Source organism: Ekhidna algicida (genome assembly GCF_051379705.1).
GTDB lineage: Bacteria > Bacteroidota > Bacteroidia > Cytophagales > Cyclobacteriaceae > Ekhidna.
Genome location: NZ_CP179868.1, coordinates 3,024,371 through 3,049,558, shown reverse-complemented (window position 1 = coordinate 3,049,558; position 25,188 = coordinate 3,024,371). Strand labels below are relative to the sequence as shown.

20 protein-coding genes are annotated in these 25,188 nt (G+C 39.6%); 14 read left to right on the top strand and 6 right to left on the bottom strand.

Annotated features, from left to right (window positions below; all coding sequences use genetic code 11):
- Positions 1–31: 31 nt before the first annotated feature.
- The 4 genes from rsfS to ACL8WY_RS13460 are packed head-to-tail and all read left to right on the top strand — an operon-like array spanning position 32 to position 4,106.
- Entirely contained in the window at positions 32–409 is a 378-nt protein-coding gene (gene rsfS, locus ACL8WY_RS13475) for a ribosome silencing factor (protein WP_436515283.1), read from the top strand.
- Between the two features lie 54 nt (positions 410–463).
- The gene (gene ftsH / locus ACL8WY_RS13470) at positions 464–2,554 is read left to right on the top strand and encodes an ATP-dependent zinc metalloprotease FtsH (protein WP_436515282.1); all 2,091 of its coding nucleotides are present in this window, start codon (positions 464–466) and stop codon (positions 2,552–2,554) included.
- Between the two features lie 3 nt (positions 2,555–2,557).
- Positions 2,558–3,346 (top strand): UDP-2,3-diacylglucosamine diphosphatase, encoded by a 789-nt coding sequence (locus ACL8WY_RS13465; RefSeq protein ID WP_436515281.1) that lies wholly within the window; start codon positions 2,558–2,560, stop codon positions 3,344–3,346.
- On the top strand, positions 3,309–4,106 hold the full coding sequence (locus ACL8WY_RS13460) for a hypothetical protein (protein WP_436515280.1): 798 nt from the start codon (positions 3,309–3,311) through the stop codon (positions 4,104–4,106). Before ACL8WY_RS13465 ends, ACL8WY_RS13460 begins: the two co-directional genes overlap by 38 nt.
- Before the next feature lie 6 nt (positions 4,107–4,112).
- Here ACL8WY_RS13460 and ACL8WY_RS13455 read toward each other — a convergent pair whose 3' ends face one another.
- The 3 genes from ACL8WY_RS13455 to ACL8WY_RS13445 all read right to left on the bottom strand — a co-directional run bounded on the left by ACL8WY_RS13455 (position 4,113) and on the right by ACL8WY_RS13445 (position 7,530).
- On the bottom strand, positions 4,113–5,417 hold the full coding sequence (locus ACL8WY_RS13455; RefSeq protein ID WP_436515279.1) for a TolC family protein: 1,305 nt from the start codon (positions 5,415–5,417) through the stop codon (positions 4,113–4,115).
- 96 nt (positions 5,418–5,513) lie between these two features.
- On the bottom strand, positions 5,514–6,224 hold the full coding sequence (locus tag ACL8WY_RS13450; RefSeq protein WP_436515278.1) for an ABC transporter ATP-binding protein: 711 nt from the start codon (positions 6,222–6,224) through the stop codon (positions 5,514–5,516).
- A gap of 58 nt (positions 6,225–6,282) precedes the next feature.
- Complete coding sequence (locus ACL8WY_RS13445) at positions 6,283–7,530, bottom strand: efflux RND transporter periplasmic adaptor subunit (protein WP_436515277.1); 1,248 nt, start codon at positions 7,528–7,530, stop codon at positions 6,283–6,285.
- A gap of 393 nt (positions 7,531–7,923) precedes the next feature.
- Between ACL8WY_RS13445 and ACL8WY_RS13440 the strand changes: the two genes are divergently transcribed.
- The 10 genes from ACL8WY_RS13440 (at position 7,924) to ACL8WY_RS13395 (ending at position 20,240) form a co-directional block, all read left to right on the top strand.
- A complete protein-coding gene (locus tag ACL8WY_RS13440; protein ID WP_436515276.1) occupies positions 7,924–8,601 on the top strand; it encodes a TetR/AcrR family transcriptional regulator in 678 nt (225 codons plus the stop codon).
- Positions 8,598–10,763, top strand: coding sequence for a peptidase domain-containing ABC transporter (locus tag ACL8WY_RS13435; RefSeq protein ID WP_436515275.1), 2,166 nt, complete (start codon positions 8,598–8,600; stop codon positions 10,761–10,763). The genes ACL8WY_RS13440 and ACL8WY_RS13435 overlap by 4 nt, the downstream gene beginning before the upstream one ends.
- Entirely contained in the window at positions 10,763–12,097 is a 1,335-nt protein-coding gene (locus ACL8WY_RS13430; protein WP_436515274.1) for an HlyD family secretion protein, read from the top strand. The genes ACL8WY_RS13435 and ACL8WY_RS13430 overlap by 1 nt, the downstream gene beginning before the upstream one ends.
- Positions 12,094–13,560 (top strand): TolC family protein, encoded by a 1,467-nt coding sequence (locus ACL8WY_RS13425; RefSeq protein WP_436515273.1) that lies wholly within the window; start codon positions 12,094–12,096, stop codon positions 13,558–13,560. Before ACL8WY_RS13430 ends, ACL8WY_RS13425 begins: the two co-directional genes overlap by 4 nt.
- Positions 13,561–13,745: 185 nt before the next feature.
- On the top strand, positions 13,746–15,059 hold the full coding sequence (locus ACL8WY_RS13420; RefSeq protein WP_436518061.1) for a sigma-54-dependent transcriptional regulator: 1,314 nt from the start codon (positions 13,746–13,748) through the stop codon (positions 15,057–15,059).
- Entirely contained in the window at positions 15,049–16,413 is a 1,365-nt protein-coding gene (locus tag ACL8WY_RS13415) for a sensor histidine kinase (protein ID WP_436515272.1), read from the top strand. Before ACL8WY_RS13420 ends, ACL8WY_RS13415 begins: the two co-directional genes overlap by 11 nt.
- Before the next feature lie 13 nt (positions 16,414–16,426).
- A complete protein-coding gene (locus ACL8WY_RS13410) occupies positions 16,427–17,500 on the top strand; it encodes a glycosyltransferase family protein (RefSeq protein WP_436515271.1) in 1,074 nt (357 codons plus the stop codon).
- Between the two features lies 1 nt (position 17,501).
- A complete protein-coding gene (locus tag ACL8WY_RS13405; RefSeq protein WP_436515270.1) occupies positions 17,502–18,461 on the top strand; it encodes a bestrophin family protein in 960 nt (319 codons plus the stop codon).
- An 11-nt stretch (positions 18,462–18,472) separates the two neighbouring features.
- On the top strand, positions 18,473–19,516 hold the full coding sequence (locus ACL8WY_RS13400) for a hypothetical protein (RefSeq protein WP_436515269.1): 1,044 nt from the start codon (positions 18,473–18,475) through the stop codon (positions 19,514–19,516).
- Between the two features lie 76 nt (positions 19,517–19,592).
- Entirely contained in the window at positions 19,593–20,240 is a 648-nt protein-coding gene (locus tag ACL8WY_RS13395) for a hypothetical protein (protein ID WP_436515268.1), read from the top strand.
- A 53-nt stretch (positions 20,241–20,293) separates the two neighbouring features.
- Here the strand turns inward: ACL8WY_RS13395 and ACL8WY_RS13390 are convergent, their stop codons facing one another.
- The 3 genes from ACL8WY_RS13390 to ACL8WY_RS13380 all read right to left on the bottom strand — a co-directional run bounded on the left by ACL8WY_RS13390 (position 20,294) and on the right by ACL8WY_RS13380 (position 25,074).
- Positions 20,294–20,782, bottom strand: coding sequence for a phosphoribosyltransferase family protein (locus tag ACL8WY_RS13390; RefSeq protein WP_436515267.1), 489 nt, complete (start codon positions 20,780–20,782; stop codon positions 20,294–20,296).
- Positions 20,775–21,266 carry an Lrp/AsnC family transcriptional regulator gene (locus tag ACL8WY_RS13385; RefSeq protein ID WP_436515266.1) on the bottom strand — a complete coding sequence of 164 codons (492 nt, stop codon included), beginning with the start codon at positions 21,264–21,266 and terminating at the stop codon, positions 20,775–20,777. The genes ACL8WY_RS13390 and ACL8WY_RS13385 overlap by 8 nt, the downstream gene beginning before the upstream one ends.
- 214 nt (positions 21,267–21,480) lie before the next feature.
- Entirely contained in the window at positions 21,481–25,074 is a 3,594-nt protein-coding gene (locus ACL8WY_RS13380) for a PKD domain-containing protein (RefSeq protein ID WP_436515265.1), read from the bottom strand.
- Positions 25,075–25,188 lie beyond the last annotated feature (114 nt).

The following is a 25,188-nucleotide window of genomic DNA, read 5'->3' as shown; positions in this document are numbered from 1 at the left end:
ACTTTGCGGCAAAATTAATTGTAAACTATTAGTGAATCAGCAGGTAAGTAAAGATATCAACTCGGAAGTGCTAAGTGAGTGGGTCGTGGAAGGGATGTTAGACAAGAAAGCCATCGATGTTGTGATCATGGATTTGCGACAGGTGAAACATGCGATTGCTGACTATTTTATTATTTGTAGCGGAAATTCGGACACACAAATTGATGCGATATCTGACTCAATAGAAGAGCAAATACATAAAAGGTCGAAACAAAATCCATGGAAAAGAGAAGGCCGACAAAACAAAGAATGGATATTATTAGATTATGTAGACGTGGTTGCTCATGTCTTTAATAAAGAGAAGAGAACATTTTACGGAATAGAGGAGCTTTGGGGTGATGCGAAAATTACCCGTGTTGAAGAGAACTAATAACTAGTCACCTCGTTTTACCATAACAGAAAATTTTACAGGAGGAACAAAAGAATGCCCGATAAGAAAAGAAAAGATGCACCAAAACCAAGGCCTGGCTTTCAGGGATGGCTAATAGGAGGACTACTAGCCCTTGTTATTGGTCTTACGGTATTTTCAAATGATAGTGGAGCGGTTACCACGACCTATCGTTCATTTGAAAAAATGGTGAAGTCCAATGATGTGCAAAAAGTAGTGCTGATTAAAAATCAAGATTTCATCGAAATCACGTTAAAGCCGGAAGCACTTAGTAATACTAAATACAAAATTGAGCTTGAGCAGAATCGCAGCATATTAGATAGTGGGACTGGCCCACATTATAAGGTTGAAATAGTTAGTATCGAAAAGTTTGTCAGAGACTTTGAGGAATTAATGGAAGATGTTCCTGAAGATCAAAGATTTGATTACAAAATTGAAGATAGAGGAGACTACACAAGCATCTTCTTCAATTGGGGATTCTTGATTCTCCTGATTTTTGGATTTTGGTTCTTGATGAGAAGAATGACTGGAGGCGGTGGCCCTGGTGGACAGATTTTCAATATCGGAAAATCAAGAGCTTCATTGTTTGACGCGGAAAACAAAGTTAAGATCACTTTTTCGGATGCTGCAGGCTTGGAAGAAGCCAAAGAAGAAATTCGTGAGATTGTTGAATTTTTAAAGAACCCAGGGAAATTCACCAAGCTTGGCGGTAAGATTCCTAAAGGCGCACTACTTGTAGGCCCTCCAGGAACTGGTAAAACCTTATTAGCAAAGGCAGTAGCTGGAGAAGCGGCCGTGCCGTTCTTCACATTGTCTGGATCGGACTTTGTGGAAATGTTTGTTGGTGTAGGTGCTGCCAGAGTTCGAGATTTATTTAAGCAGGCAAAAGAGAAGGCTCCATGTATTGTATTTATTGATGAGATTGATGCGATTGGACGATCTAGAGGCAGAGGGCAAATGCCAGGTTCGAATGATGAACGTGAAAATACGTTGAACTCGCTTTTGGTAGAAATGGATGGATTCTCTACAGATGCGGGCGTAATCATTCTAGCAGCAACTAACAGACCAGATGTTTTGGATTCTGCACTATTGAGACCTGGACGATTTGATCGTCAAATCAGCATTGACAAGCCAGACATTGTTGGTCGTGAAGCGATCTTTAAAGTTCACATTAAGCCTATACAACTTTCTAAGGATGTAGATACTAAGAAATTAGCCGCTCAAACGCCTGGTTTTGCTGGAGCAGAAATTGCAAATGTTTGTAATGAAGCGGCATTGATCGCAGCTAGAAAGGATAAGTCTAAAGTAGACATGATTGACTTCCAGGATGCCATAGATCGTGTCATCGGTGGCCTTGAGAAGAAAAACAAGATTATATCTCCGGAAGAGAAGAAAATTGTAGCATATCACGAAGCTGGTCATGCGGTAGCTGGCTGGTTCCTCGAGCACGCCGATCCTTTGGTGAAGGTGAGTATTGTACCCCGTGGTGTTGCCGCATTGGGCTATGCTCAGTACCTTCCAAAAGAGCAATTCCTTTATCAAACCGAGCAGCTTATGGACGAAATGTGCATGGCACTTGGAGGTAGAGTTGCTGAAGACATCATCTTCGGGAAGATTTCTACTGGCGCCTTGAGTGATCTTGAGCGAATTACCAAGCTCGCTTACAGCATTGTAACCGTTTATGGTATGAACGACAAGATTGGGAATGTTTCTTTCTATGATTCAAAACAATCTGATTACAACTTCACAAAGCCGTACTCTGATGCAACTGCTGAGCTGATTGATAAAGAAGTGAAAGCACTGATTGACGTGGCTTACCAACGAACGAAGAAGCTGCTTCTTTCGAAAAAGAAAGAACTTGAGATCCTTGCGAAGGAGTTACTAAAGCGAGAAATTATTTTCCAATCTGACCTTGAAGGCTTAATTGGTAAGCGTCCGTTTAAAACACAGACCACTTATGATGCTTTTACTAACGGCACTTCCGATAGTGAAGAGGCTGAGAAGAAGAAAGATAAGGAAGCAACTGAAAAGAAAAAAGATAAAGAAGAGAGTTTAGATAAAGTAAAGAATGACGTGAAGGAGGCTGTTGAAAAGGAAGAATCGACTACAGCAGAAAAAAGCGAATAATACATGAAGGTAAACCCTGAGCTTATCAGCTCTTTCAAGGAGCTACCTTCAAATAAAAAACTGTATTTCGCAAGCGATTTTCATTTAGGAATACCGGATGAAGATTCGAGCAGAGCTCGAGAAATGAAGATAATCAAATGGCTGGAGTACATATCAAATGATGCTTCAGCTATTTTTTTGGTCGGGGATATCTTTGATTTTTGGTTTGAATATAGAACTACTATACCGAAAGGTTTTGTTCGATTTCAAGGCAAATTAGCTGAACTAAGTGACAAAGGAATTCCTATCTACCTCTTTACAGGCAATCACGATTTATGGATGAAGGATTACTTTCCTTCGCAGCTGGGTGTTGAGGTTTACCAAAATCCAATCATACTAGAAGTAAATGGAAAGAGACTCTTCGTTGGTCACGGAGACGGGTTAGGCTCTGGAGATGGATTTTACAAAATTGTAAAAAAGGTTTTCACAAATAGGTTTTGCAACTGGTTGTTTCAATGGATGCATCCAAACATTGGAGTATCAATAGCGCAATACTGGAGCAGAAGAAGTCGCCTGGCAACCGGAATTCTGGATGAAGAATTCCAAGAAGAAAAGGAGCGTCTATGGCAATTCGCTGAAGAAATGAATAAATCGACACATCATGATTATTATATCTTTGGTCACAGACATCTTCCTCTCGAGCTACCTGTTGCAGATCATTCTACATACTTTAATTTAGGGGAATGGGTAAATCATTGCACCTATTTAGAATTTGATGGAGATCAAGCGATACTTAAGGTTTTTGAAGGTTAGTTTACTTCTGACCTTCTCAGCTCAAAGTCATGCCCAGATGTGGGAGAAAACTAATACCATTCGGTTAAAGGATGCACCGGTCGCTTCTGCCACAGACTTTCAAGGAAATTTGTATTTGGGATTTGCAGACGGGCGTCTATCCAAATATGATGCTGATGGAATATTTCTTGAGAATTTTTCATTAGCAAACAATTCAGCAATTTCCCTTATTGATGTTCAAAACAACCTTAAGCCTTTTATTTTCTATTTTGATATTCAACAGATCACTATCCTGGATCGCTTTTCATCAATCCCGAGGAAGTATAATATTTCGGATTTTGGTTCAGAGATTGGAATGATGACATGCCCCGCTCCTGACGCTGATTTCTGGATTATTGAAAACAACCCTCAGCGATTGAAGAAAGTCAACCCATTGAGGAAGTCAACGATTCTAGAAGTGCAAGTTTCTATTGGGGATTCCATTAGCCGAATGCAGGCTTATCAAAATATTCTTGCTATCGGTAGCCAAAACAAAATCCATATTTTTGATCAGTTTGGTGGGCTTTTGCATACGTTGAAGTTTGATACGCTGTTCAACTTTCAAATAATACGGGGCACATTGTTTGCCTTTACAAGCAAAGAGATTCTGGAGATAAATCCATTCAAGGGCACAATTGTATCTACAATAAATAAGCCGGACAATGCCGGCATAATGCTTAAATCAAGGAATGGCTTTTTATCGCTAAGAGACAATTCAGTCTCTTATTTCAAAAGCAATTAGTACAGACTACTTACCTCGATAAAGATCGAGTATTCGCTTTCTTAGTACAATTGTATACTTGGCGTTTATAAGCTGAGCTTCGGCTCGATTTTTATTGTTTAAGCTTTCCAGGTAGGAATAAAAATCTGTGTTCCCTGTTTCGAATCGCTTCTTTATAAACTCGAACGTTTGATTCAAAGCTTCATAATTTTCCTGTGCAGTTTTATAAGATGTTTGCGCAGAGACTAAGTCTAAATAATCTCTTTGTGCAGCATTGGTAACATTAAGCATAGTTTGCTCATTTTGGAGCTGTGCATTGAGCATTGTTACTTTAGAATTGTCAATACCGTTCTGGATCTGATATCTATTGAAGATTGGAATGTTTAAAGTAACTCCAACACTGTTACTTGGTGTATTTTCAAATTGTTCAAGGTACTCAACATCAACAAGAGAGGTGTAATTTCTTGTATGTGCTGCACCTGCAGTTAGAGTAGGGTAGCGATTGGCTTTCGTTTGTTTGAACTGAGCGTTTGCAGCTGACTCACTCTCCTCAGCACTCTTTAGAAGAAATGAATATTGCATTATTTCCTCTAAGACCTGATTATATGGATCATACTCTACTAAAATCTCTAAGCTTTGTAGGTCCAATGGCGCGATTTGTACTCCTGAGTAATTTTCCAATTGAATTGATTGCAACAGTGCAAGTAAATCGGATTGGTACTGATTTTTTAAATTGACATTATTTAGCTTTTCATTAGCTACTTGCGATTGGAAATTATATACAGTTTCAAGATTACCAACGCCAACGGAAACACGCTTCTTTTCTCTATCAAGTTGCTCTTCTAGAAACTCTAGGCGCTGATCAGATATACGAACGTTTTCAGTATCAACCAATACACTCAGGTAGTTTCTAATTACGGTTGCTTTAATAGCTATTTTACTGTCCTCCAATTGATATCTTGACGATTCGTATTCGTGCTTTCTTCTATTTAGAAGGTGGTGATTAGCAAAAGCACTAAACAACACCAAGTTAGAAGAAATAGAAGGTCGTGATGATCTACTTGTATTGGACACTACCTGACCAGAAAAGTCAATATTATTTCCATCAAAGTACGAGTACCCACCCGACGCATTTAAGTTTGGTAGAAAGTTATAATAAGCTTGACGCTTATTGGATTGAGCGCCAATCAAGTTATTTTGATTTTGCTTGATCGTCAAGTTTCTGCTACTCGCCATATCGATACACTCCTGAAGTGTAAGCACTCGAACAGAATCTTGCGCCATGGCGGATACACCGAATAAAAAAATAAGTCCGAAAATAAATTTTCGCATGGTCTTAAGGTCTTTGATAGGTTTTCAGAGGGTACAGTTATCCTGATCTGCCTAAACAAAGCAGACCAGGGAACTGACTGTGTAAGTATGAAGAGATTACACTAAAGCTTCTTTGGCATTGATGTTTTCAGATACAATCTGACCATCAAATAAGTGCACTACTCGGTGAGAGTATTCAGCATCTACCGGAGAGTGAGTCACCATAATTACTGTAGTCCCAGCTTCATTCAGCTCAGTAAGTAGGTTCATCACTTCTTGTCCATTTGCAGAGTCCAAATTACCCGTAGGCTCATCCGCAAGGATTAATTTTGGCTTAGCCACCACAGCTCTTGAGATCGCCACACGCTGCTGCTGACCTCCTGATAGCTGCTGAGGGAAGTGATTTCTACGATGCATAATTTTCATATGCTCCATTACTTCTTCCACTCTTTTCTTTCTTTCAGCAGCAGAGTACTTTAAGTAGATCAAAGGCAACTCAATGTTTTCAAAAACAGTAAGTTCGTCGATCAAGTTAAAGCTCTGAAATACGAAACCAATGTTGGCTTTTCTTAGATCAGCTCTCTGACGCTCCTTGTACTGAGAGATTTCCAAATCTGTGAAGTGAAATTCTCCTTCTGAGGGATTGTCCAATAGTCCTATTATGTTGAGTAGTGTTGATTTACCACAACCAGACGGTCCCATGATTGCCACAAACTCACCTTCTTTAATCGTAAGGTTCACTCCTGCAAGAGCGGTTGTTTCTATCTCATCTGTGTAGTAAAATTTCTTTAAGTCTTTCGTTTGAATAAGTGCTTTAGCGTTTTCCATGATTTATTGAGTTTAGTCTTTGGATTCTATTTTAAAATACTTTCGGTTATCTAATTGGTTACTTAATTACAAGAATGTCTTTGTCTTCATATCCTCTATATGAAGAGACAACAACTTTCTCCCCAGGTTGCAATCCTTCGACAACTTCATAGTATCGTTGATTTTGGCGTCCCAGTCTAATGTCTCTTCTTACAGCTTCAGTTTCATCTTCATTCACTACGAAAATCCAGTTTCCGCCTGTGGTTTGATAAAAGCTTCCACGAGGTATTTGCACGGCTGTAATGTTTTCACTTAGCTGCAATCTGATCTGAAGTGTCTGACCTCTTCTTATTCCATTCGGAATTGTATCGAAAGCCATGTCTACTTCAAAAAGACCATTATTCACTTCAGGATACACTTTTGTAATTCCTAAGCCGAAATCATTTCCGGCAAAAGTGAACGTTCCATTTAAGCCTGCATATATTCTAGATATATAATGTTCGTCAATAGTTGCACGAACCTTAAATCCATTTAGATCATCTATCTGCCCAATGTTCTGTCCGGTGCCTATAGATTCCCCCACTTCCACATCCACTGTAGACAATCTTCCGTCTATTGGCGCCTTTATATAAAGGTTTTCTAGATTTCTTTTGATCATGTTGAGGTTATCTCTGGTTCTTATCAAAGTCTCCTCTGTTTGTCTTATTTGGATGACTGCATTTAATGAATCAAATCGGTTTGACTCAATCTGTATTTTTCTATTATCAACCAATCGATTGTATTCTCGCTTGAGGTTTAGAAATTCCTGCTCCGATATAATTTTATCTTCGAACAGCTTTTGGCCTCTTTCATAGGCATCTCTTGCTGCATCTATTTGGTAATCTAGTTCGATCAAATTTCTGCGAAGATCAAATTGATTTCTTTGAAGGCTCAGCTTTGTGTTTTCCAGATTGTTTACCAGAATAGAGGCCTGCGTTTCTTCACGAACAAAGCTTTGAACTAAGTCATTATTAGCTAGTGCCAGTATGGTATCTCCTTTATCAATCAGGATTCCTCCATCATAATACTTCTTAGAGACTACACCACCTTCAATCGCATCTAATCGGATCGTTTTTATTGGAAGCACATTTCCGTCAACGGGGATAAACTCTTGAAAATCTCCCTCATGCACGGTGGCAATGTTGATTTTATTTCTTTCTACGTTGAGTCGCGTACCACCTCCTGAGAGGAAAAAATTGTAAGCAATAAAGACTACAAGAAGACCACTTCCACAATAGATGCTGATCTTTTTAATGGTCCACTTTTTCTTTTTAATCTTTCTGTCCATTTGACAATTTGGTCGTTTTAGGTTTTCGGACGGCAGTATGCCAATAAGGATGCCATTAATTGTAACAATCTGAAAAAGAGATAGTTAACTTCATTTTAAGCAAAATGTTAACAATTGGCATGTACAGAATAGTACAGAAAAGTGTTCGCAATCGATCACTGTTTATTAAAAATGGAGTGTGGGGATAAGTGAGAGTTCTGAAAAAGTACCGTAACGGCAAAAAAAAAGGTTCAGGAGGACTAACACCTGAACCCAAAGGTCAAAAACTCAAAATAAAAAGGACTAATGACTTCAATGTTAGCAAAAAATCAATTGAAAAAAAAATGAAAACCATAATGAATTTCATTCGTTATGATAGTTTTACTATTATATTTGATAGTCAAATAAACGATAATGATAGCAAAGCTACAAATACAACTTAGTTCAGCGCTCTATCTGAGGGATCCTCAGTCTAGTGATCTGGGTCAAAAAATCGTGCAAGAGAGTATTTTCCTTATCAATAAAATTGGTTTTGAATCCTTCACCTTCAAAAAGTTATCTACTCAAATAGGATCAACTGAGGCATCCATATACAGGTATTTTGAAAATAAGCATCGGTTATTAGTCTATCTCATTTCATGGTATTGGAATTATGTAGAATATAGAATCACATTCGAGACTCATAATATTTCCGATCCAGAAGAAAGATTAAAGATCGCGATCAGATTAATCTCAGATAAATTGAAGGATGATGATAATTTCCCCGGCATCAGCGAATCAGAACTTCAGCAGATCGTCGTAAATGAGTCTGACAAAACATACCTCACCAAAAATGTAGATAAGATTAATAAAGAGGGTGTTTTTAGAGGTTATAAATCACTTTGTGAAACTATTGCCTCTTACATGAGCGAAATCAATCCTGATTTTGAATTCCCCAGATCCCTAACCAGTACTTGTCTGGAGGCAGCCCACCAGCAGATTTTCTTTGCAGAGCATCTACCTCGTCTCACCGATATAAAGAAACAAGGAGATGCATATGACCAGAACTATCATTATCTAACAACTATCATTTTCAATTCTTTGAAAAAATGAATAACCAGCAAATAATCAGGTGTTTACAGGAATGTGCCACTAAGCTTAAGATGGATTTGAATATTTCAAATCTACAGGGCGTAGATATGATTCCCCGGCAATATGAAGCTGATGAAATCGCCGAATTTCAGAGAGATCTGATAGAAGCTGCCAATGATGCAGGTGTAGTCTTAATCGAAAAATACCTTCGAAGAGACAAGCTGGATGGGTTAATTACCGACAATACGACACCTCTTATCGTTTTCGTAGAACAAGAAGGGTTCTACCCTGCCTTTTTAAGAAAAAACAAGAAGAATAAAATATTCCTTGAGTTTATTACTAATGCTGGTGACTTAAAAACATTAGAGATAAGCAATCTGGATGAAGTAAGATTTTCATCTAATGGAGACGGTGAAGTATTTACGCTTTCCTGCTTTGCGTATCAAAGCTTCATGTCTGGGAAAGAAGACAAAAATATTTCGCCAGTAAGGAGATTATTTCAGCTTCTATCAGCAGATAAAAAAGATATCTTTTTTGTTTACGTATACGCCGCACTGATTGGTCTTGTCAGTTTGACGCTGCCTTTGGGTATTCAAGCGGCCGTAGAACTAATTTCTGGTGGAGTGGTATTTAGCTCCGTTTATTTGCTCATTGGTTTAATAATCATTGGAACATTAGGAACGGGCATTCTTCAGGTTCTTCAAATCACCATTGTAGAGTACTTGCAAAGAAGAGTATTTACTAAGTCTGCTTTTGAATTTGCATTTCGAGTACCAAGAATCAAGATGGAATCCGTACTCAATATGCACATGCCTGAATTAATGAACAGGTTTTTTGATGTTCTGACACTACAAAAAGGACTTCCGAAAATACTCATTGACCTTTCTACAGGTATTATTCAGATATTATTTGGCTTGCTGCTCCTTGCCTTCTATCATCCTTTCTTTATCGTGTTTGGGTTAGGATTATTAGGACTTTTATTTCTGATTTTCTTCTTCACCGGACCAAAAGGTCTTAAGAGCTCTATCAAGGAATCAAAATACAAGTACAAAGTGGTCTATTGGCTAGAGGAAATGGCCAGAACCTTGTATTCATTTAAGTTGGCAGGAAACACCATTTTACCTTTAAGAAAAACAGACTATCTGGTAAATAATTACTTAGAAAATAGAAGCTCTCACTTCAAAATTCTAATCTCTCAGTATGCCTTCATTCTACTTTTTAAGGCGATCATTACTGGAGGACTTTTGATTTTGGGTACTATTTTGGTAATCCAGAGAGAAATCACTCTTGGCCAATTTGTGGCCTCTGAGGTTATCATCATACTCGTACTGGCATCAGTAGAAAAAATCATCATGTATATGGATGTGGTGTATGATATGCTCACTGCTGTTGACAAAATAGCGCATGTCACAGACCTGCCTCTTGAGAGTACGGGTGGGATCGACATTCCCTCAAGTCAACTAAAAGATGGATATGAAGTGAAAATGGAGGACGTTTCTTATACCTATCCAGGTGGACAGGTTGCTTCGTTGCAAAACATTACTGTTGCAATAGATAAAGGTAAATCCCTTTGCATTAGTGGTGGTAGTGGTTCCGGCAAAACCACACTGACCAATATTATCGCAGGTATACATCAGAACTACACTGGAATCATGACCTATAATGGGTATTCATTAAGAGATTTGGATGCCACGTATATCCGGGATAGAATAGGAAAGAATGTCTCTCAAGAAGATATTTTTGAAGGAACCATTCTTGAAAACATTTTGGTGGGAAAACCAACATCAGATATAAAAAATGCACTTGACGCGATCGAGGATGTAGGGCTCAAAGACGACATTAACAGGCTGCCCGATGGTTTAAATACCGAAGTGCTTAGTGGCGGTAAAGGATTTTCATCATCCTTTGTGAACAAACTGGTATTGGCCAGATGCCTCGCTAAGCGACCTGCAATGCTCATTCTGAATGATTTTTTTAATAATTTCTCCAAGCGGGAAAGACTCAAACTTATTGAACTCGTTACTGATACTGAGAGAAAATGGACACTGATAGTGGTGTCGAATGACCCACTTGTCATGGCGGCATGTGATAACGTTCTTTTTCTTGAAAAAGGTAAACAACTAGCCTACGGCCCTTTCGAAGAATTGATCAAAAAAGAGGAAATACTAAAAGACATCTACTAATGGATCACTTAGATAAACTAGCAGAAACCCAACTGTATTCTCTTCGAACACTGAAGACCCCAGGCATTGGTCGTACAGTAGCTAAAGTACTTTTAGTTATTGTGGCAATCTTTATCATATTCCTCTTCCTGCCTTGGCAGCAAAACATTAGAGGTAAGGGAAAATTAACCGCTTTAAATCCTGGAAACAGACCACAAATGGTGGAGTCTGCTATAGCGGGAAGAATTACTAATTGGCATATTATTGAGGGAGACTATGTCAATAAAGGGGATACGCTTCTCACCATATCTGAGATTAAGGATAAATACTTTGATCCGAATTTAATTTCAAGAATTCAAGAACAATTAGACGCAAAAAAGAATGCGGCTGATGCTAAGGATAAAAAAATCGCCGCATTGAATCGGCAAATCGTGGCGTTGGAAAACGCAGTGAAAGCAAAAATGGCTCAAACCAAAAACAAGCTGCAGCAATCAATATTGAAACTTGAAGCGGACTCGCTGGCATTTGTTGCTGAGCAGGTGAATTATGAGAACGCAAAAAGCATATTTAGTCGGAATAAAAACCGATTTGACGCGGGCAACATCACCTTGACAAAATTTCAAGAAATAGAAAACAAGTTTCAGAATAGTGGTGCTAAGGTTCTTAAGGCCGAGAATGAATGGCTTCAGAGAAAGGCGGATTTAGCCAATGCAACATTAGAGTTGGCATCCGTTGAGGCTGATTATTCAGACAAAATCAGTAAAGCTCAGTCAAACCTGAATGAAACGATTGCAAGTCGGAATGAAACGCAAGCTCAAATTTCAAAAATGGAGAATGAGCTCACAAATGTGCAAGTGCGTCAATCTCAGTATCAAATCATTGCTCCACAATCCGGATATGTTGTGCAAGCAATAAAAGTGGGTCTTGGCGAAACAATTAAAGAAGGAGATGCGGTTGCAACCATTCTTCCTCAATCGGATGATATCGCATTTGAGATGTATATCAAAGCGATGGATATGCCTTTGATAGCGAAAGAAAGAAAAGTACGTGTTGAATTCGACGGATGGCCCGCACTGGCATTTTCAGGTTGGCCAAATGCATCAGTTGGAACTTTTGGCGGTATTGTAGCCATAATAGATCGAGTAGAAAGTAAGAATGGCATGTTTCGAATCATCGTAAAGCCGGATCCTGATGATGAAAGCTGGCCTGAATTGCTTCGAATGGGATCGGCCGCAAAAGGTTGGATTATGCTCAACAATGTGCCAATATGGTATGAGATATGGAGAAACATGAATGGCTTCCCTGCTACTATGTATGAAGACATTGAATCTGAAGCTAAAGATCTCAAAAAATGAGAGTGTTTTTATCCATACTATTAATACTTCCAAGTTTGCTGTTTAGTCAGGTGACCGCTGCAGACTCAGCTGCCGCTGATACATCTTTCTTATCAATAGAGACTGTGTTGAAGATGGCTCTCTCCTACCACCCTATAGTAAAGCAAGCTAATCTGCTAAATGACAATGCGGAAGCTACCATTCGTGAAGCGCGAGGACAGCTAGACCCGAAGGTCGAACTCAACTACGATCTAAAAGATTTTAAAGAAATTGAATATTACAATCTCTTGAATACCACATTCAAAGTTCCAACATGGATAGGTATTGATCCAAAAATTGAATTCACTCAAAACAGCGGACAGTTTTTAAATCCGGAAAATTTTATTTCTGATGTTACAGATAATCAGCAGGTTGCTCTAGGTGTCTCAGTCCCACTGGGAAAAGGATTGTTTTTTGATGAACGCAGGAATATGATTAAACGAGCAAATGCCTTCTCGCAGATTGCTGAAGCAGAACAAATCAAGGAAGTCAACAAAATACTATTCACGATCATCAAAGACTACTGGAATTGGTATCTATTCTACCAGCGAATGCAGCTAATGGATCAGGCGATAGATTTAGCTCAAAACCTTTTTGATCGCACGCTAATAGATTTTGAATTTGGAGAAGCGGCAGTTGTTGATACGCTCCAGGCGAAAATCAATTTGCAGAAGCGAACTGTAGATTTTAGAAAAACACAGCTGGAATACGAACTTTCCAAATTGAATATATCCAAACACCTGTGGTCAGAAAACCTTGTCCCTTTGGAATTATTCCCATCTGTCCTACCGGATTCAACCACACTATTCACAACTCCTCAGGATACTGAACTGAGAGGTGCAATTGAATTTGCCCTTACGAATCATCCTGAAATCGGAAAACTTGAGGGAAAAAGAAATCAGCTAGATGCTGATCTCCGATGGGCCAAGGAAAGCATAAAACCACAAGTGGATCTGTCTTACTCGCTGATTGATGCGCCGCTGGATCCAAACTTCAACGGAGGGTCAGTAGATTTTGGTGAAAATTATAAAATGGGTATAGACTTTTCTTTCCCCATATTGCTAAGAAAGGAACGCGGTAAGCTCCAACAGACTCGCCTAAAGCTCCAAAGCAACGAATATGAGCTTGCTCAAAGCCAAATCAATATAAAGAACGAGGTACTGGGAGCATATGCCCAAAGCAATGCTTTTCAAGATTTGCTATTCCAATATCAAGGAGTTTCTCAGAATTATCGTAGACTGCTGGAAGCTGAGATCATAAACTTGCAAAACGGGGAAACTGATCTTTTCAAATTGAATATTCAGCAGGACAAGTACATAGAAGCCCAAACAGACTATTTCGATGCTTTTACTAAATGGGAAAAAAGCAAAGCCGAATACTACCACATCACCGGCGTGCCTATGCTTGGATTAGCCGATGTGTTCAATATTGTAAATAATCAATAGCTAACTGTTCACTTTCGAACATTTATTTAATTACATTTAGTGCTAGAACTGCTTTAAGACCTATTTTAGATCTTGGCACAGTTGTAGCCTTTTAGATAATTACATAAATACAAAACCAAGTGGACGAAGAAATAAATAAAATTCTAATAATTGACGATGACGAGGATGTACTGTTAGCTGCCAAAATGCTGCTAAAGAAACACATCAAAGAGGTTGTCATAGAAAAAGATCCAAGGAAGATTCCTTTCCTACTCAACAATGATTCATTTGATGTCATTCTTCTGGATATGAATTATAGCCAGGATACTACCAGTGGTAAGGAAGGTTTTTATTGGCTTGAACAGATATTAGAGAAAGATCCACAAGCCGTAGTGATTCTCATCACTGCCTTTGGTGACGTGGAGATGGCTGTACAAGCGTTGAAGGCAGGAGCTACCGACTTTGTGCTAAAACCGTGGCAAAATGAGAAACTTCTAGCCACCCTTTCTAGTGCCTCAAGATTAAAAAAGAGCTATAAAGAGGTCTCACAACTAAAGCAAACCAGTAAAACACTTCAGGCAGATAGCAGCAAGGCTTTTAAAGATATTATTGGAGAAAGCGACGCGATCAAGAAAGTATTTAAGCTCATTGATAAGGTAGCAGCCACGGATGCAAACGTTTTGATTTTAGGTGAAAATGGAACTGGAAAAGAGCTCATTGCCAGAGCTATTCACCAAAAATCACTCAGGAAAGACATGCCGTTCATTGGTGTAGACATGGGCGCAATCACTGAATCATTATTTGAAAGTGAGCTATTCGGGCATAAGAAAGGCTCATTTACAGATGCGAAAGAAGACCGGGCAGGACGATTCGAAGTTGCTTCAGGTGGCACGCTATTTTTGGATGAAATTGGCAACCTAAGTCAGCCACTTCAGTCTAAATTGTTAACCGCCATTCAGAATAGAAAAGTAACCCGAATAGGCAGCAATCAAGAGGTTCCCGTTGATATCCGTTTAATAAGCGCTACAAATATGCCTGTGTATGAGATGGTGAATGAAAACACCTTCCGGCAGGATCTATTATATAGAATCAACACCGTAGAGATCCAGCTTCCACCTCTCCGTGAGCGAATGGAAGACATGGAGCAGCTAGCGAATCATTTCGTGAAAATGTATGCCGGAAAGTACCGAAAGACCATCGATGGTGTTGCACCTTCAACAGTAGGTAAGCTTCAAAAATATCCATGGCCAGGAAACATTCGAGAGCTGCAGCATGCAATAGAGCGCGCAATCATTATGAGCGACAATGGGCAACTGATGCCTGAGGACTTTTTCTTCCTCGCACAGAAGCCTGAAAGCAACCTTTCACTCGAACCAGACTCTTATAATCTGGACGATATGGAAAAAATCACTATACAAAAGGTGGTGAACAAGTATGAAGGAAATATTTCCAAAGCAGCTAAAGAGCTTGGACTCACACGAGCTTCCCTATATAGAAGATTAGAAAAGCATGGTTTATAAATCATTTAAAGTTCAGTTGATTGGCAGGATGGTTTTGCTCCTGCTTACCATGTTTTTGTTTACATCACTGTATTACTCTGACTCCTATTTTTTCACAAAATTTCTAGTTTTTGTACTTACCGCTTTTCAGGCGTGGTACTTATACAATTTTCTGGAAAAGTCGAATCGGGAGATTGTTCATTTTCTTGAAAGCATCCATTACGATGATTTCACAAACACCTATCCGGAAAAAAAATCTGGGTCCAGCCGAGACTTGCTGTATCATGAGTTCAATGAGATCCTTAGGAAATTTCGAGAGATCCGTGCAGATAAAGAAGCTCAGCATCAGTACTTGCGCACCATCGTGCAGCACATAGGCATTGGTATTATCACCTTTGACGCAGCTGGCGAAGTTCAGATCATGAATAATGCAGCCAAGAAGTTGCTCGATATCAAAATGATCAAGAATATCAATCAAATTGGACGTGAGCATCCCAATCTCCAAGACTCCTTCAAAGAATTGAAAACTGGTGGCAGAGATTTGATTAAAATCACTAAAAACGATGATGAGGTGCAGCTAGCTGTGTATGCGATTGAGCTTTCGCTTCTAGGAAAAGCATTTAAACTCGTGTCCATTCAGAACATTCAATCTGAGCTGGAAGAAAAGGAAATGGAAGCATGGCAAAATCTGATTCGTGTGCTTACTCATGAGATCATGAATTCCGTAACTCCTATTTCATCATTGGCAGCTACAGTAGAAACAGAGTTGGATGAATTTCTGAAAAATGGGAAGAATATAAACGAGATCCCGGATGACACTATTCAGGACTTTTATCTATCGGTCAAAACGATCCACAATAGAAGTGAAAGCCTGATCAAATTCGTTTCCGACTTCAGAAACATGACTCGAATCAAGCTACCATCATTGGCGCCTGTAGAGGTTGAAGATATGATCAAGCATGTGTTGATGCTCCTAAAACCGGATTCCGAACAATCAAACATCACAGTCAATTGCTCAGTTAAACCGAAGTTGAAAGTGAATATTGATAGAGAGCAGATAGAGCAGGTAATCATCAATGTGGTTAAGAATGCCATTCAAGCATTAGCTGCTGCAGAAAAAGAGAATAAATCGCTAACAATCACCGCAATGCCAACTGATGGTGGTGGTGCTTATATTTCCGTTGCTGACAATGGGACAGGCATAGAGGAAGAAGCTTTGAAGAAAATTTTTATCCCATTCTTCACCACAAAGAAAAACGGATCCGGAATTGGGCTGAGCCTTTCCAAACAAATCATGAGGAAACATGGCGGTAACATAACGGCAAAGTCTCAAATCGGTGAAGGCACTGAGTTTCTACTTAAGTTTGCGAGCTAATAACTAGCTCAATTTGAAATATATTTTCATTGTTCAGGGAGAGGGACGCGGGCACATGACCCAGGCCATTTCATTATTCCAAATCTTAAAAGAAAATGGACATGACATTACTCATGTGATTGTTGGTAAAAGTAAGAATCGAGAGTTGCCAAAGTTCTTCATAGATCAAATTGAAAGCCCGGTTTCGCAGCTAGAAAGTCCCAATTTCGTCACAGACAAAAATGCTCGATCTGTTAACGTATTCAAGACGCTCACAACGAATTTGAGAAAGTATCGAACTTTCGTCAAAAGTGTTAACCAGATTGATACCATAGTTAAAAAAGAAAAACCCGACGTTATCATCAATTTCTATGATTTTCTGAGTGGTTTGTATTTCATGCTCAAGAGACCCAAAGTCAAGCACGTTGCACTGGCGCATCAATTCCTACTCAACCATTCCACATTTGAATTTCCGAAAGGACGCTTTTACGATAAGTCGTCCTTGCTAGTCGGTAATAGATTGGCAGCCTATGGCGCCGATAAAATTCTTGGGCTATCCTTTCAGCCTATGGCCGACGAGCCCGGCAAAAAACTATTTGTAGTACCTCCACTCTTAAGAGAAAAAGCCAAGACTATTAAGCCCTCTCTCGGCGATCATTTTCTAGTGTACATGGTCAATCACGGTTATTCATCCGATGTTAAGGCTTTTCATGCAAAGCATCCAGAAATACCCATTCATTGTTTTTGGGACAAAAAAGATGAACCGAATGAATTGAAAGCAGATGAGACACTTACCTTTCATAGACTCGATGATGATAAGTTTATACAAATGATGGCAAGCTGCAGAGGCTACTTAACCACAGCCGGGTTTGAGTCTGTATGTGAAGCCATGTACATGGGCAAACCAATTTTAATGGTACCCGTGAAAGGTCATTATGAACAGGCCTGTAACGCTTTGGATGCAAAAAAAGCTGGTGCTGGAGTGTCCAGTGAAATTTTTGATCTGGAAGTTTTGTTGAATTATCTTCCACAGCATAATGATGTGGGTGATAAATTTAGAAACTGGTGTGAAACTTCCGCTAAGAGGTTTCTCGAAATGTTGACATAAGATGATATTAAAATATTCTGACAATCCTTTCAAGCAAGTCTTTGGGATCGCGTTCTACAATCGAAAAAACATATTCTTATTTACGATCATTTCCATCATTGCTGTATTTCAGTATGAATTCGGTGAAATATTTGATTTTGAGCCGGTGACCCTACCCGTTGTTCCTGTAACCATTCTTGGTGGCGCTTTGGCCATATTTCTTGGTTTTAGAAACAACAGCGCCTATGATCGATGGTGGGAAGCCAGAAAAGTATGGGGAGGAATTGTCAATGCAAGTCGCACTTTTGGAGTGATGATATGCACCTTTTCATCTACACACTTTTCAGATGAAAAAGTGAAGGAAAAAGCGGTAATTACGTGGAGAAAAGAGCTCATCACAAGACATATTGGCTGGCTCTATGCATTAATCATGCATTTGCGAAAGCAGAATCATTGGGATGATTTGGAAAAATACCTTCCGAAAAAGGAAATTGAACGAATTAGAAAAGTGCATAATAAGCCGACCCAATTGTTGCACCGACAAAGCGAGAGACTTCAGGATGCCTATAATGAAAATATCATTGAAGATTTTCGTCACATGGAACTGGCCAACATCATCAAAGAGTTTTATAGCCTTCAGGGCATGGCTGAACGTATCAAAGGCACAATCTTCCCTTATTACTACAACTATTTTACGGGTGTTTTTTTATGGCTTTTTGTGACCTGCCTGCCCTTTTCGCTTGTGAGCGATATGAGTTGGAGCGCTATTCCTATGTCAATTGCGATTTCGTTTGTATTTACCATTTTAGAAAAGTCCGGTGCTATCACCGAGGACCCATTCGAAGGACGCGCAGCTGATACGCCAATCACTACTATAACCAGAAACATTGAAATAGATTTACTGGAAATGATTAATAGCGAAACAATTCCAGCACCAATCGAACCCACCATCGGACGCTTCGGTGTGAAGTATCTTGACTAGCTTGTTTTCTCATGGCAATTATTAGTAAGAAAAAAGAAATTTTTCCGATAAGTAGGGCACTTCGCACTTACATCAAAAAATATGATCGAGAGATGGACTTGCCGATCTATTATGGCGATTTACTTCGCTATGACAATTCCATCCCTCTGTATGACAAGTCAGGTAATGATACACTGTGGGAAACCGTATTCTTCCCTCAAGGGGACATGAATCATATCAATGCTTCCTTGAAAAAAGTTTACGCCATCATGAAGGCAGATGGAGATCTGTCGGTGATGGATCACCTGATTATTGACAGGGTAGATTTATGCGCCTATGGCAATACTCAACCCTTTAGAGTTAGGGTAGTAAATCAGATAAACGACAACTTTGATTATTTCTATATCAAGAATGCAGATGCTTCCAGAATCTATGGTCTTGAGCTAGAACACCTATTATCTCCAAATAAAATAAGTTATGTAGTTAATAAAGAAACGCTCATAGAAGAACACATTGTTGGCGTGCCTGCGGAACTGTTTATCAAGCGGTACCTGGGAAGTGCAAACCTGAATGAAATTCGTTTGGCCAAAGAATTTGTGAAGTTTAACGAACGTTGCTTTGTACGCCTCCTCGGCGATATGCATAGCAGCAACTTTGTAGTGGATATCACGCCTGATTTTGAAGATGTGGAGTATCGACTGAGGGCAATCGATTTTGATCAGCAATCCTATGAAGGGAGACGAGCAATCTATCTGCCACAATACTACACCCAGAATAACCCCATCATTAAGATAGGTTTGAAGCACATGACTCCAGAAACCGTGCGGCAATATCAGCGAGAAGAACGATCAAACATCGCCAACCGATTAAAAGTGGAAAAGAAGCGTGTGGATGATCTGCTTTCCGCCATGAAGGAAGACCATCTATCAAAGCCTGAAAACATCAAAAAACTGAGGAAAGAATTAGCGGAATTTTATGAAGATGAAGGGTTTCTTTCTTGCGAATGCATGGGAGATTTGGTAGACATGAGTCTGCAAATGCTCACTAAAAAGCCAAATCTATACAAGGACTATTAGGTGCCAGATACCTGATATTTAGGAAGGTGAAAAATGAAGGTACTTCCCTCATTTGGTGCACTGATCAACTGTATGGTTGTATTATGCACCTTTCGCTCTTCACCCAACACTTGATATTTGGAAACTATCTATAGAGCCAGTGCCAGATTCAGATCCTGCCCCAGCAGCTACAAAAATTCTGGCCGGAGCATTTGATGGTAACTCAGCTAGTCTGGGTACCTCTACGGTGGGTTCAAATTTCGAGGGATCCACAGGCAAATACATCATAGCTGCACCGACAGGAACTGGAGCTACTGAAGAAGAATTTAGTGGTATTTGGTTTCTTGATAACAGTTCTGGCTCTGCTGTTGCTGGTCTGGACCTTCCGGCACTTGAAGCTGGATGGAAATATGAAGGTTGGGTTGTCATTGACGGCACGCCGTTGACTACAGGTACATTTACGGATGCCGGAGCTTCAGATGAGTCTTCACCATTTAGCGGAACAAATGCGGGCCCGAGTTACCCTGGGGAAGATTTTCTCAACAATGCGCCAAGCGGATTGACTTTCCCAACTGATTTGAGGGGTAAAACAGTTGTAATTTCCATTGAGCCGGATCCCGACAATAGTGAGGCTCCCTTTACACTGAAGCCATTAGCGGGAATGATCCCTGCTACACTTACAGGTGTTCATAGTATAGATAATAATGCGTCTGGTTCGTTCCCGACAGGCAGCGTTAGTAGATAAGGTGATTTTTGGTTGCTAATAGCGAAACCCCGACAAGAAATTGTTGGGGTTTTTTATAGTAGGTAAACTCCATCCCCGAGTCGTACTTCTACATGCTCTTTTATGGTGGTAGAAAGCTCGTAGCCTTTGTAGTTCGCATATATTGGAAACCTCCCGTGAGTCCTTAAAACCAGAACTGCAGTCTCTACTTTTTTAACCTTTAAGGTCAGCAGCTTAGTCAGGCTATAAGCTAAAGTTCTCCCGCTATTAAGTACGTCATCACACAAAATAACAGTCTTCTTATTGAGATCAGAGACATCACCATCTATGATAATATCCTTATTTAATGGGTTTTCCTTATCGAGTGAAATGGTGTGGCAAATTGATTTTTTGCCGGCTATTTCTGCCAATGTCTCATTTATCTGATCAGCGAGCTTTCGTCCTCCAGAATCAACCCCTACGAGTACAACATCTTCTTTCATGTTGTTCTCATAAATCTGATAGGCAATCCTGCGGATGATTTGATCAACCTTGGCTTGAGAAAGAATTTGATTATTACTCATTTTCAGGTACAGGCATTACTTTGCTGTCCTTGAAAGTAGATAGTATTATCATTGATTGCAAGCCATCAACTACCTCAATTTCTGATACTTTTTCCAGCATCAATTTTTGATACGACTGTATGTCACTAGAAATGATTTTCAGAATGAAGTCGCCCGATCCAGTGATGTGGTGACACTCGATCACTTCTGGAATCGAATTAATTTCATTGATGAATGCGTCGATGTTCTTCTTATTGTGTCCTTTCAAGGAAACCTGAACGAAAGTGTGTACTCCCAACCCAACTTTATCGGTATCTAGTTTTGCATGGTAGCTTTTGATAATGCCGGAAGTCTCCAGCTTTTTCACTCGCTCCAATGTAGGAGCTGGTGAGAGTCCTATGTCTTTTGAAAGTTGAGCATTAGTGATTTTTGCATTTGCTTGTAAAATGTCAAGAATCTTGCGGTCGATCTTGTCTAGTTTAATACGCGATGATTGTATCTTCATGTGTGTTTGGGATTTCTGTGGTCGTTTATTCCATTGAGGCGGAAGTCCACATGGCTAAATATTCATTCTTGGTTGTAATTTCCTATCACTCATCCAATGACAGAATTTTATTTGTCACAAAGTTAATACGATTAATAAAAATTTTGATGACCATTCAAATAAACTACAAACCATTAACAATTAATTGACAATAGACCCTAACGAGGGAGTCAAATTAAAGTTTAATGACTTTTTTTCTATGTATGGTACCTTGAATGTCTACTAGCACATAATAGATCCCGGGATCAAGCAGGCTCATGTCGATAAAGAAGTTATTGAGTCCTTCTGAAACATTTTCGACTTTTCTTATTTGCACCTTGCCTGCCGAATTGATTAGCGAAAGATTGGCTGTACCGCTTTCATTTACAATTAATTTAAGTCTGAATTGATTTGTAACCGGATTGGGGAAAGGGTCTTCTACTTTGATAACTGGATCAATTGTAAGACACTTTTCATTGTTTACCGGCTCAAGATCCTGATAGTCCACATATTGTGAGGATAGCTTGACACAGAAATAAGCTGGTTCAGAAACAGTCAAAGGGATGCCAACATTGAGGCTCACTAGGCTAGTGGCACCCACATCAATAAACCCCACAATTTGTTCAGTAATCGCAAAGGTGTTTTCCAGCACGATCTGTGCATCGATAATTTCAACGGGCAAATTGCTGAGGTTTTGAACTTCCAAAAATATTCTTCCAATGTTGTTCTCACTTACCAACTCAAAGCTTCCTATCGCCAAATCAACCTCTGGAATGGCAATTAAAATTTGCTGACTTACGGTGTCGTTGCAACTCAGGCTATTTTGAGTAACCAAGCTAACATCATAACCTCCAGCTTCCGAAAATGTAATAAGTTCTGAATTCGGATTGGTGCTAATAGGCTCTCCATTTAGCAACCATTGATAGGATACTCCGCCTGTGGAGGTGTTCGTGAATGTTAGCTGATCACCTGGGATTCCGAAAGTCCTTGAACTGGTAAATGAGGATTCTGGAGCATTATTGATTACCAAAGATTGTGAAGCACTAATGATACATCCGCTCTGTGTTTCTAATTCAAGTGTTAAGTCGTACGTATTGTCTGACAAATCTGCCAAAATAACTTGAGAGCCATTGCCAACATTTTCACCATCGAGCATCCACCTTCTTGCCACTACCGGATCAGCCGAGCTTGTAGATTGATCTGATGCTTGGATCAGTTGGTTATCACACTCTCCTTCGATACTAAAATCAACGGTAGGTAGTTCAATAATTTCAATGGACTTAGTGATGGTTTCAGCGCAGAAATTCTGTCCTGTTACTTCCAGTGTAACATCATAATTTCCAGCGTCTAAAAATGTGTGTTCTATGTCCTGCGTGCCATAGTTCACACCATCTACTGTCCACAACCAAGAAACAATTGGATTACCCGTTGAACTGGTGTTATCTATAAATGATGAAGCTTCTCCCTGACAACCCAGCGTAATAGCAAAATCGGGAATAGGTGATTCTAATACTTCAATATCCTCGCTATAAGAGGACTCACATCCATTCGAACTTGTAACATCCAGACGAATATTTTTCACTCCTGTACTTTCAAAAACAATTTGTGGGCTTTGTTCGGTGGAAACCTCAACATCATCTAAATACCACGTCCAGGATACCAGATCTGCATTGTCTACAGTAGTCAGGTCAAAAAATTGTGTCCCGTTTGTAGAGGTGCATGGAATATCGAAATCAAAGTTGATTTGTGGGCTATCTGAAACAGCTACCTCTATGACCTCTGTGTCATCACATCCTTCAGCATCTGTTGCTGTAAGTGCAACAAAGAAATTTCCTGCTCCAGTAAATATATGACTAGGGTTGGTAGCCGTTGACATAAACCCATCTCCAAAATCCCAACTATATGATATTGCGTCAGTGCTTGTATTGGTAAACTGCATTGCTTCATTTTGACAAACAGAAGCCGCAAAGAAATTGGCTGTAGGACCCGGGGTGATCATTAAAGTTTGCTCTGTTATTTCAATACATCCTGGAATACTAGATGTGAGGCGAACGGTTTTCTGTCCTTCCGTTTCGAATGCGTAGACCGCATCTTTTGTGTTTGCAGTTGCTACTACCATACCTGATGGCTCGTCAATAAACTCCCACAGATAAGCTAATGGGCCAGTATAGGCTCCATCACTTGTTGTGTTGGTAAAGGTAAAATCCGCATTGATGCAGGTTTGAGCTGATGAATAGGTGTATGATGGTGAAGGTGGTGGGTCGTAGATTGTAATTTCTTGTTCGAAAAAATTATTACACGTGCCATCTGAAACATCTAAGCGAACCGTGTAGGTTCCAGTGCCTAGTCCAGAGTAATCAAATGATTGATCTGCTCCTGTCATATCTGTCACATCGATTATGTCATTGCCATTGAAATCCCATTCATAAGTAGTTAGTCCTGTATTGGAAGGTGAGAATGTCACGAGTGAGTTCACACAGACGTTATCGGAAGTGAATGAAATTGATGGGGCAGTTTGATTAAGTACTGTAATTGTATCCTCATGAACAAACGAATTTCCGTACTGATCATAGCCTGTCAATTCAACAATATAATCTCCATCAGCTGTGTATTGGATTGCTGGTGATCCTTCTGAGCTATCATCCAATGTCATTGTGGAGCTACAATCACTAGAAAAGGTTATTCTAGATAGGTTATTATTAACATTATTCACAGAGAACCCAACCCAAGTAGGTGTAAATTTCGCAAAATCCAGAGCTATATTATTTGCGGAAAAAGTATTGCTAAACGTGCCTAAAGATTCATCACTATTAAGGATTGTAAGATCATTCCCAAAATTCAGACGATGTAGGCCTGATGAGGTGAGTGCATATGCAACATAGACTAAACCTTCCTTGTAAACCCTCACTTTGGTCGGGTTTGTCACATTAAGCAACGTGGAGTAAGATGGCTCTGCTAAGAGATTATTCCCAAACGATGCTAGAATAATTTTATCAGAACCAACATCTGCAATCAGCTCATACCATCCTGAATTCGTTTTTATCAGATCAATTCCCCTTGTATTGGTTATATCTGCTTCTAAAGTACCTATATCAACAATTGTATTGCCGGTAGCCGTTGCTAATGAGCTACCCAAATCAACCATTGAAATTTTATCTCCATTTGCATCAGCAACAGACATAATCCATCGCGAATTATCATCGTCGTATTCCAAATCCAAATCGTAGATAAAAAGCCAGCTACTCAGGTCTCCAAGGTTGTCAGTAGAAAAAGTTGCTGCTCCAAGACCATCATCAAATGTCACTTTGATTATATCTCCATTTTGATTGGCAAAGAAACCATACCATATGTCTGATTCTTTCGCAAAATCGATTGCATTGGGTCGGAGTGAGCTTTCACCTAAATCACCAATACTCACAATATTCGGGGTTTCTTCCAATAATGAGGTCCCATATTCTATTCTGAAAATCTCATCTGTAAGCCTGCTTCCGGCAAACCCATACCAAAGACCGCTATCATAGACCAGACGAAAACTTTGAACTGAACTAGCTCCTGTAATAGTGCTAATATCCCCAACTTGATCAATGTTTAGAAGGTCTTCATGACAAAAGTCCCATCGGTAATCTGTTAGCAAGTTGGTAAGGTCCTCAATAGGCAGTGTCTCTGTCAGACAAATTTGATCCGGAACGGTAAAATCCGCGGATTGCCCTCTTACTGAAGAATAGAGGATTAACGGTATGAGGATACCAATAAATAATTTCCAACTACTTGATGACTGCTTCAAGTTCATTATCAGCAAAATTACTGGTTTCCAATTCGTTACACTTTTGATTAGTCGAGTAGATAGTACATTTTATCTAACGCCAAATTGATGAGAATTGAGCGTTTCTGTAAGCTTTTTCGA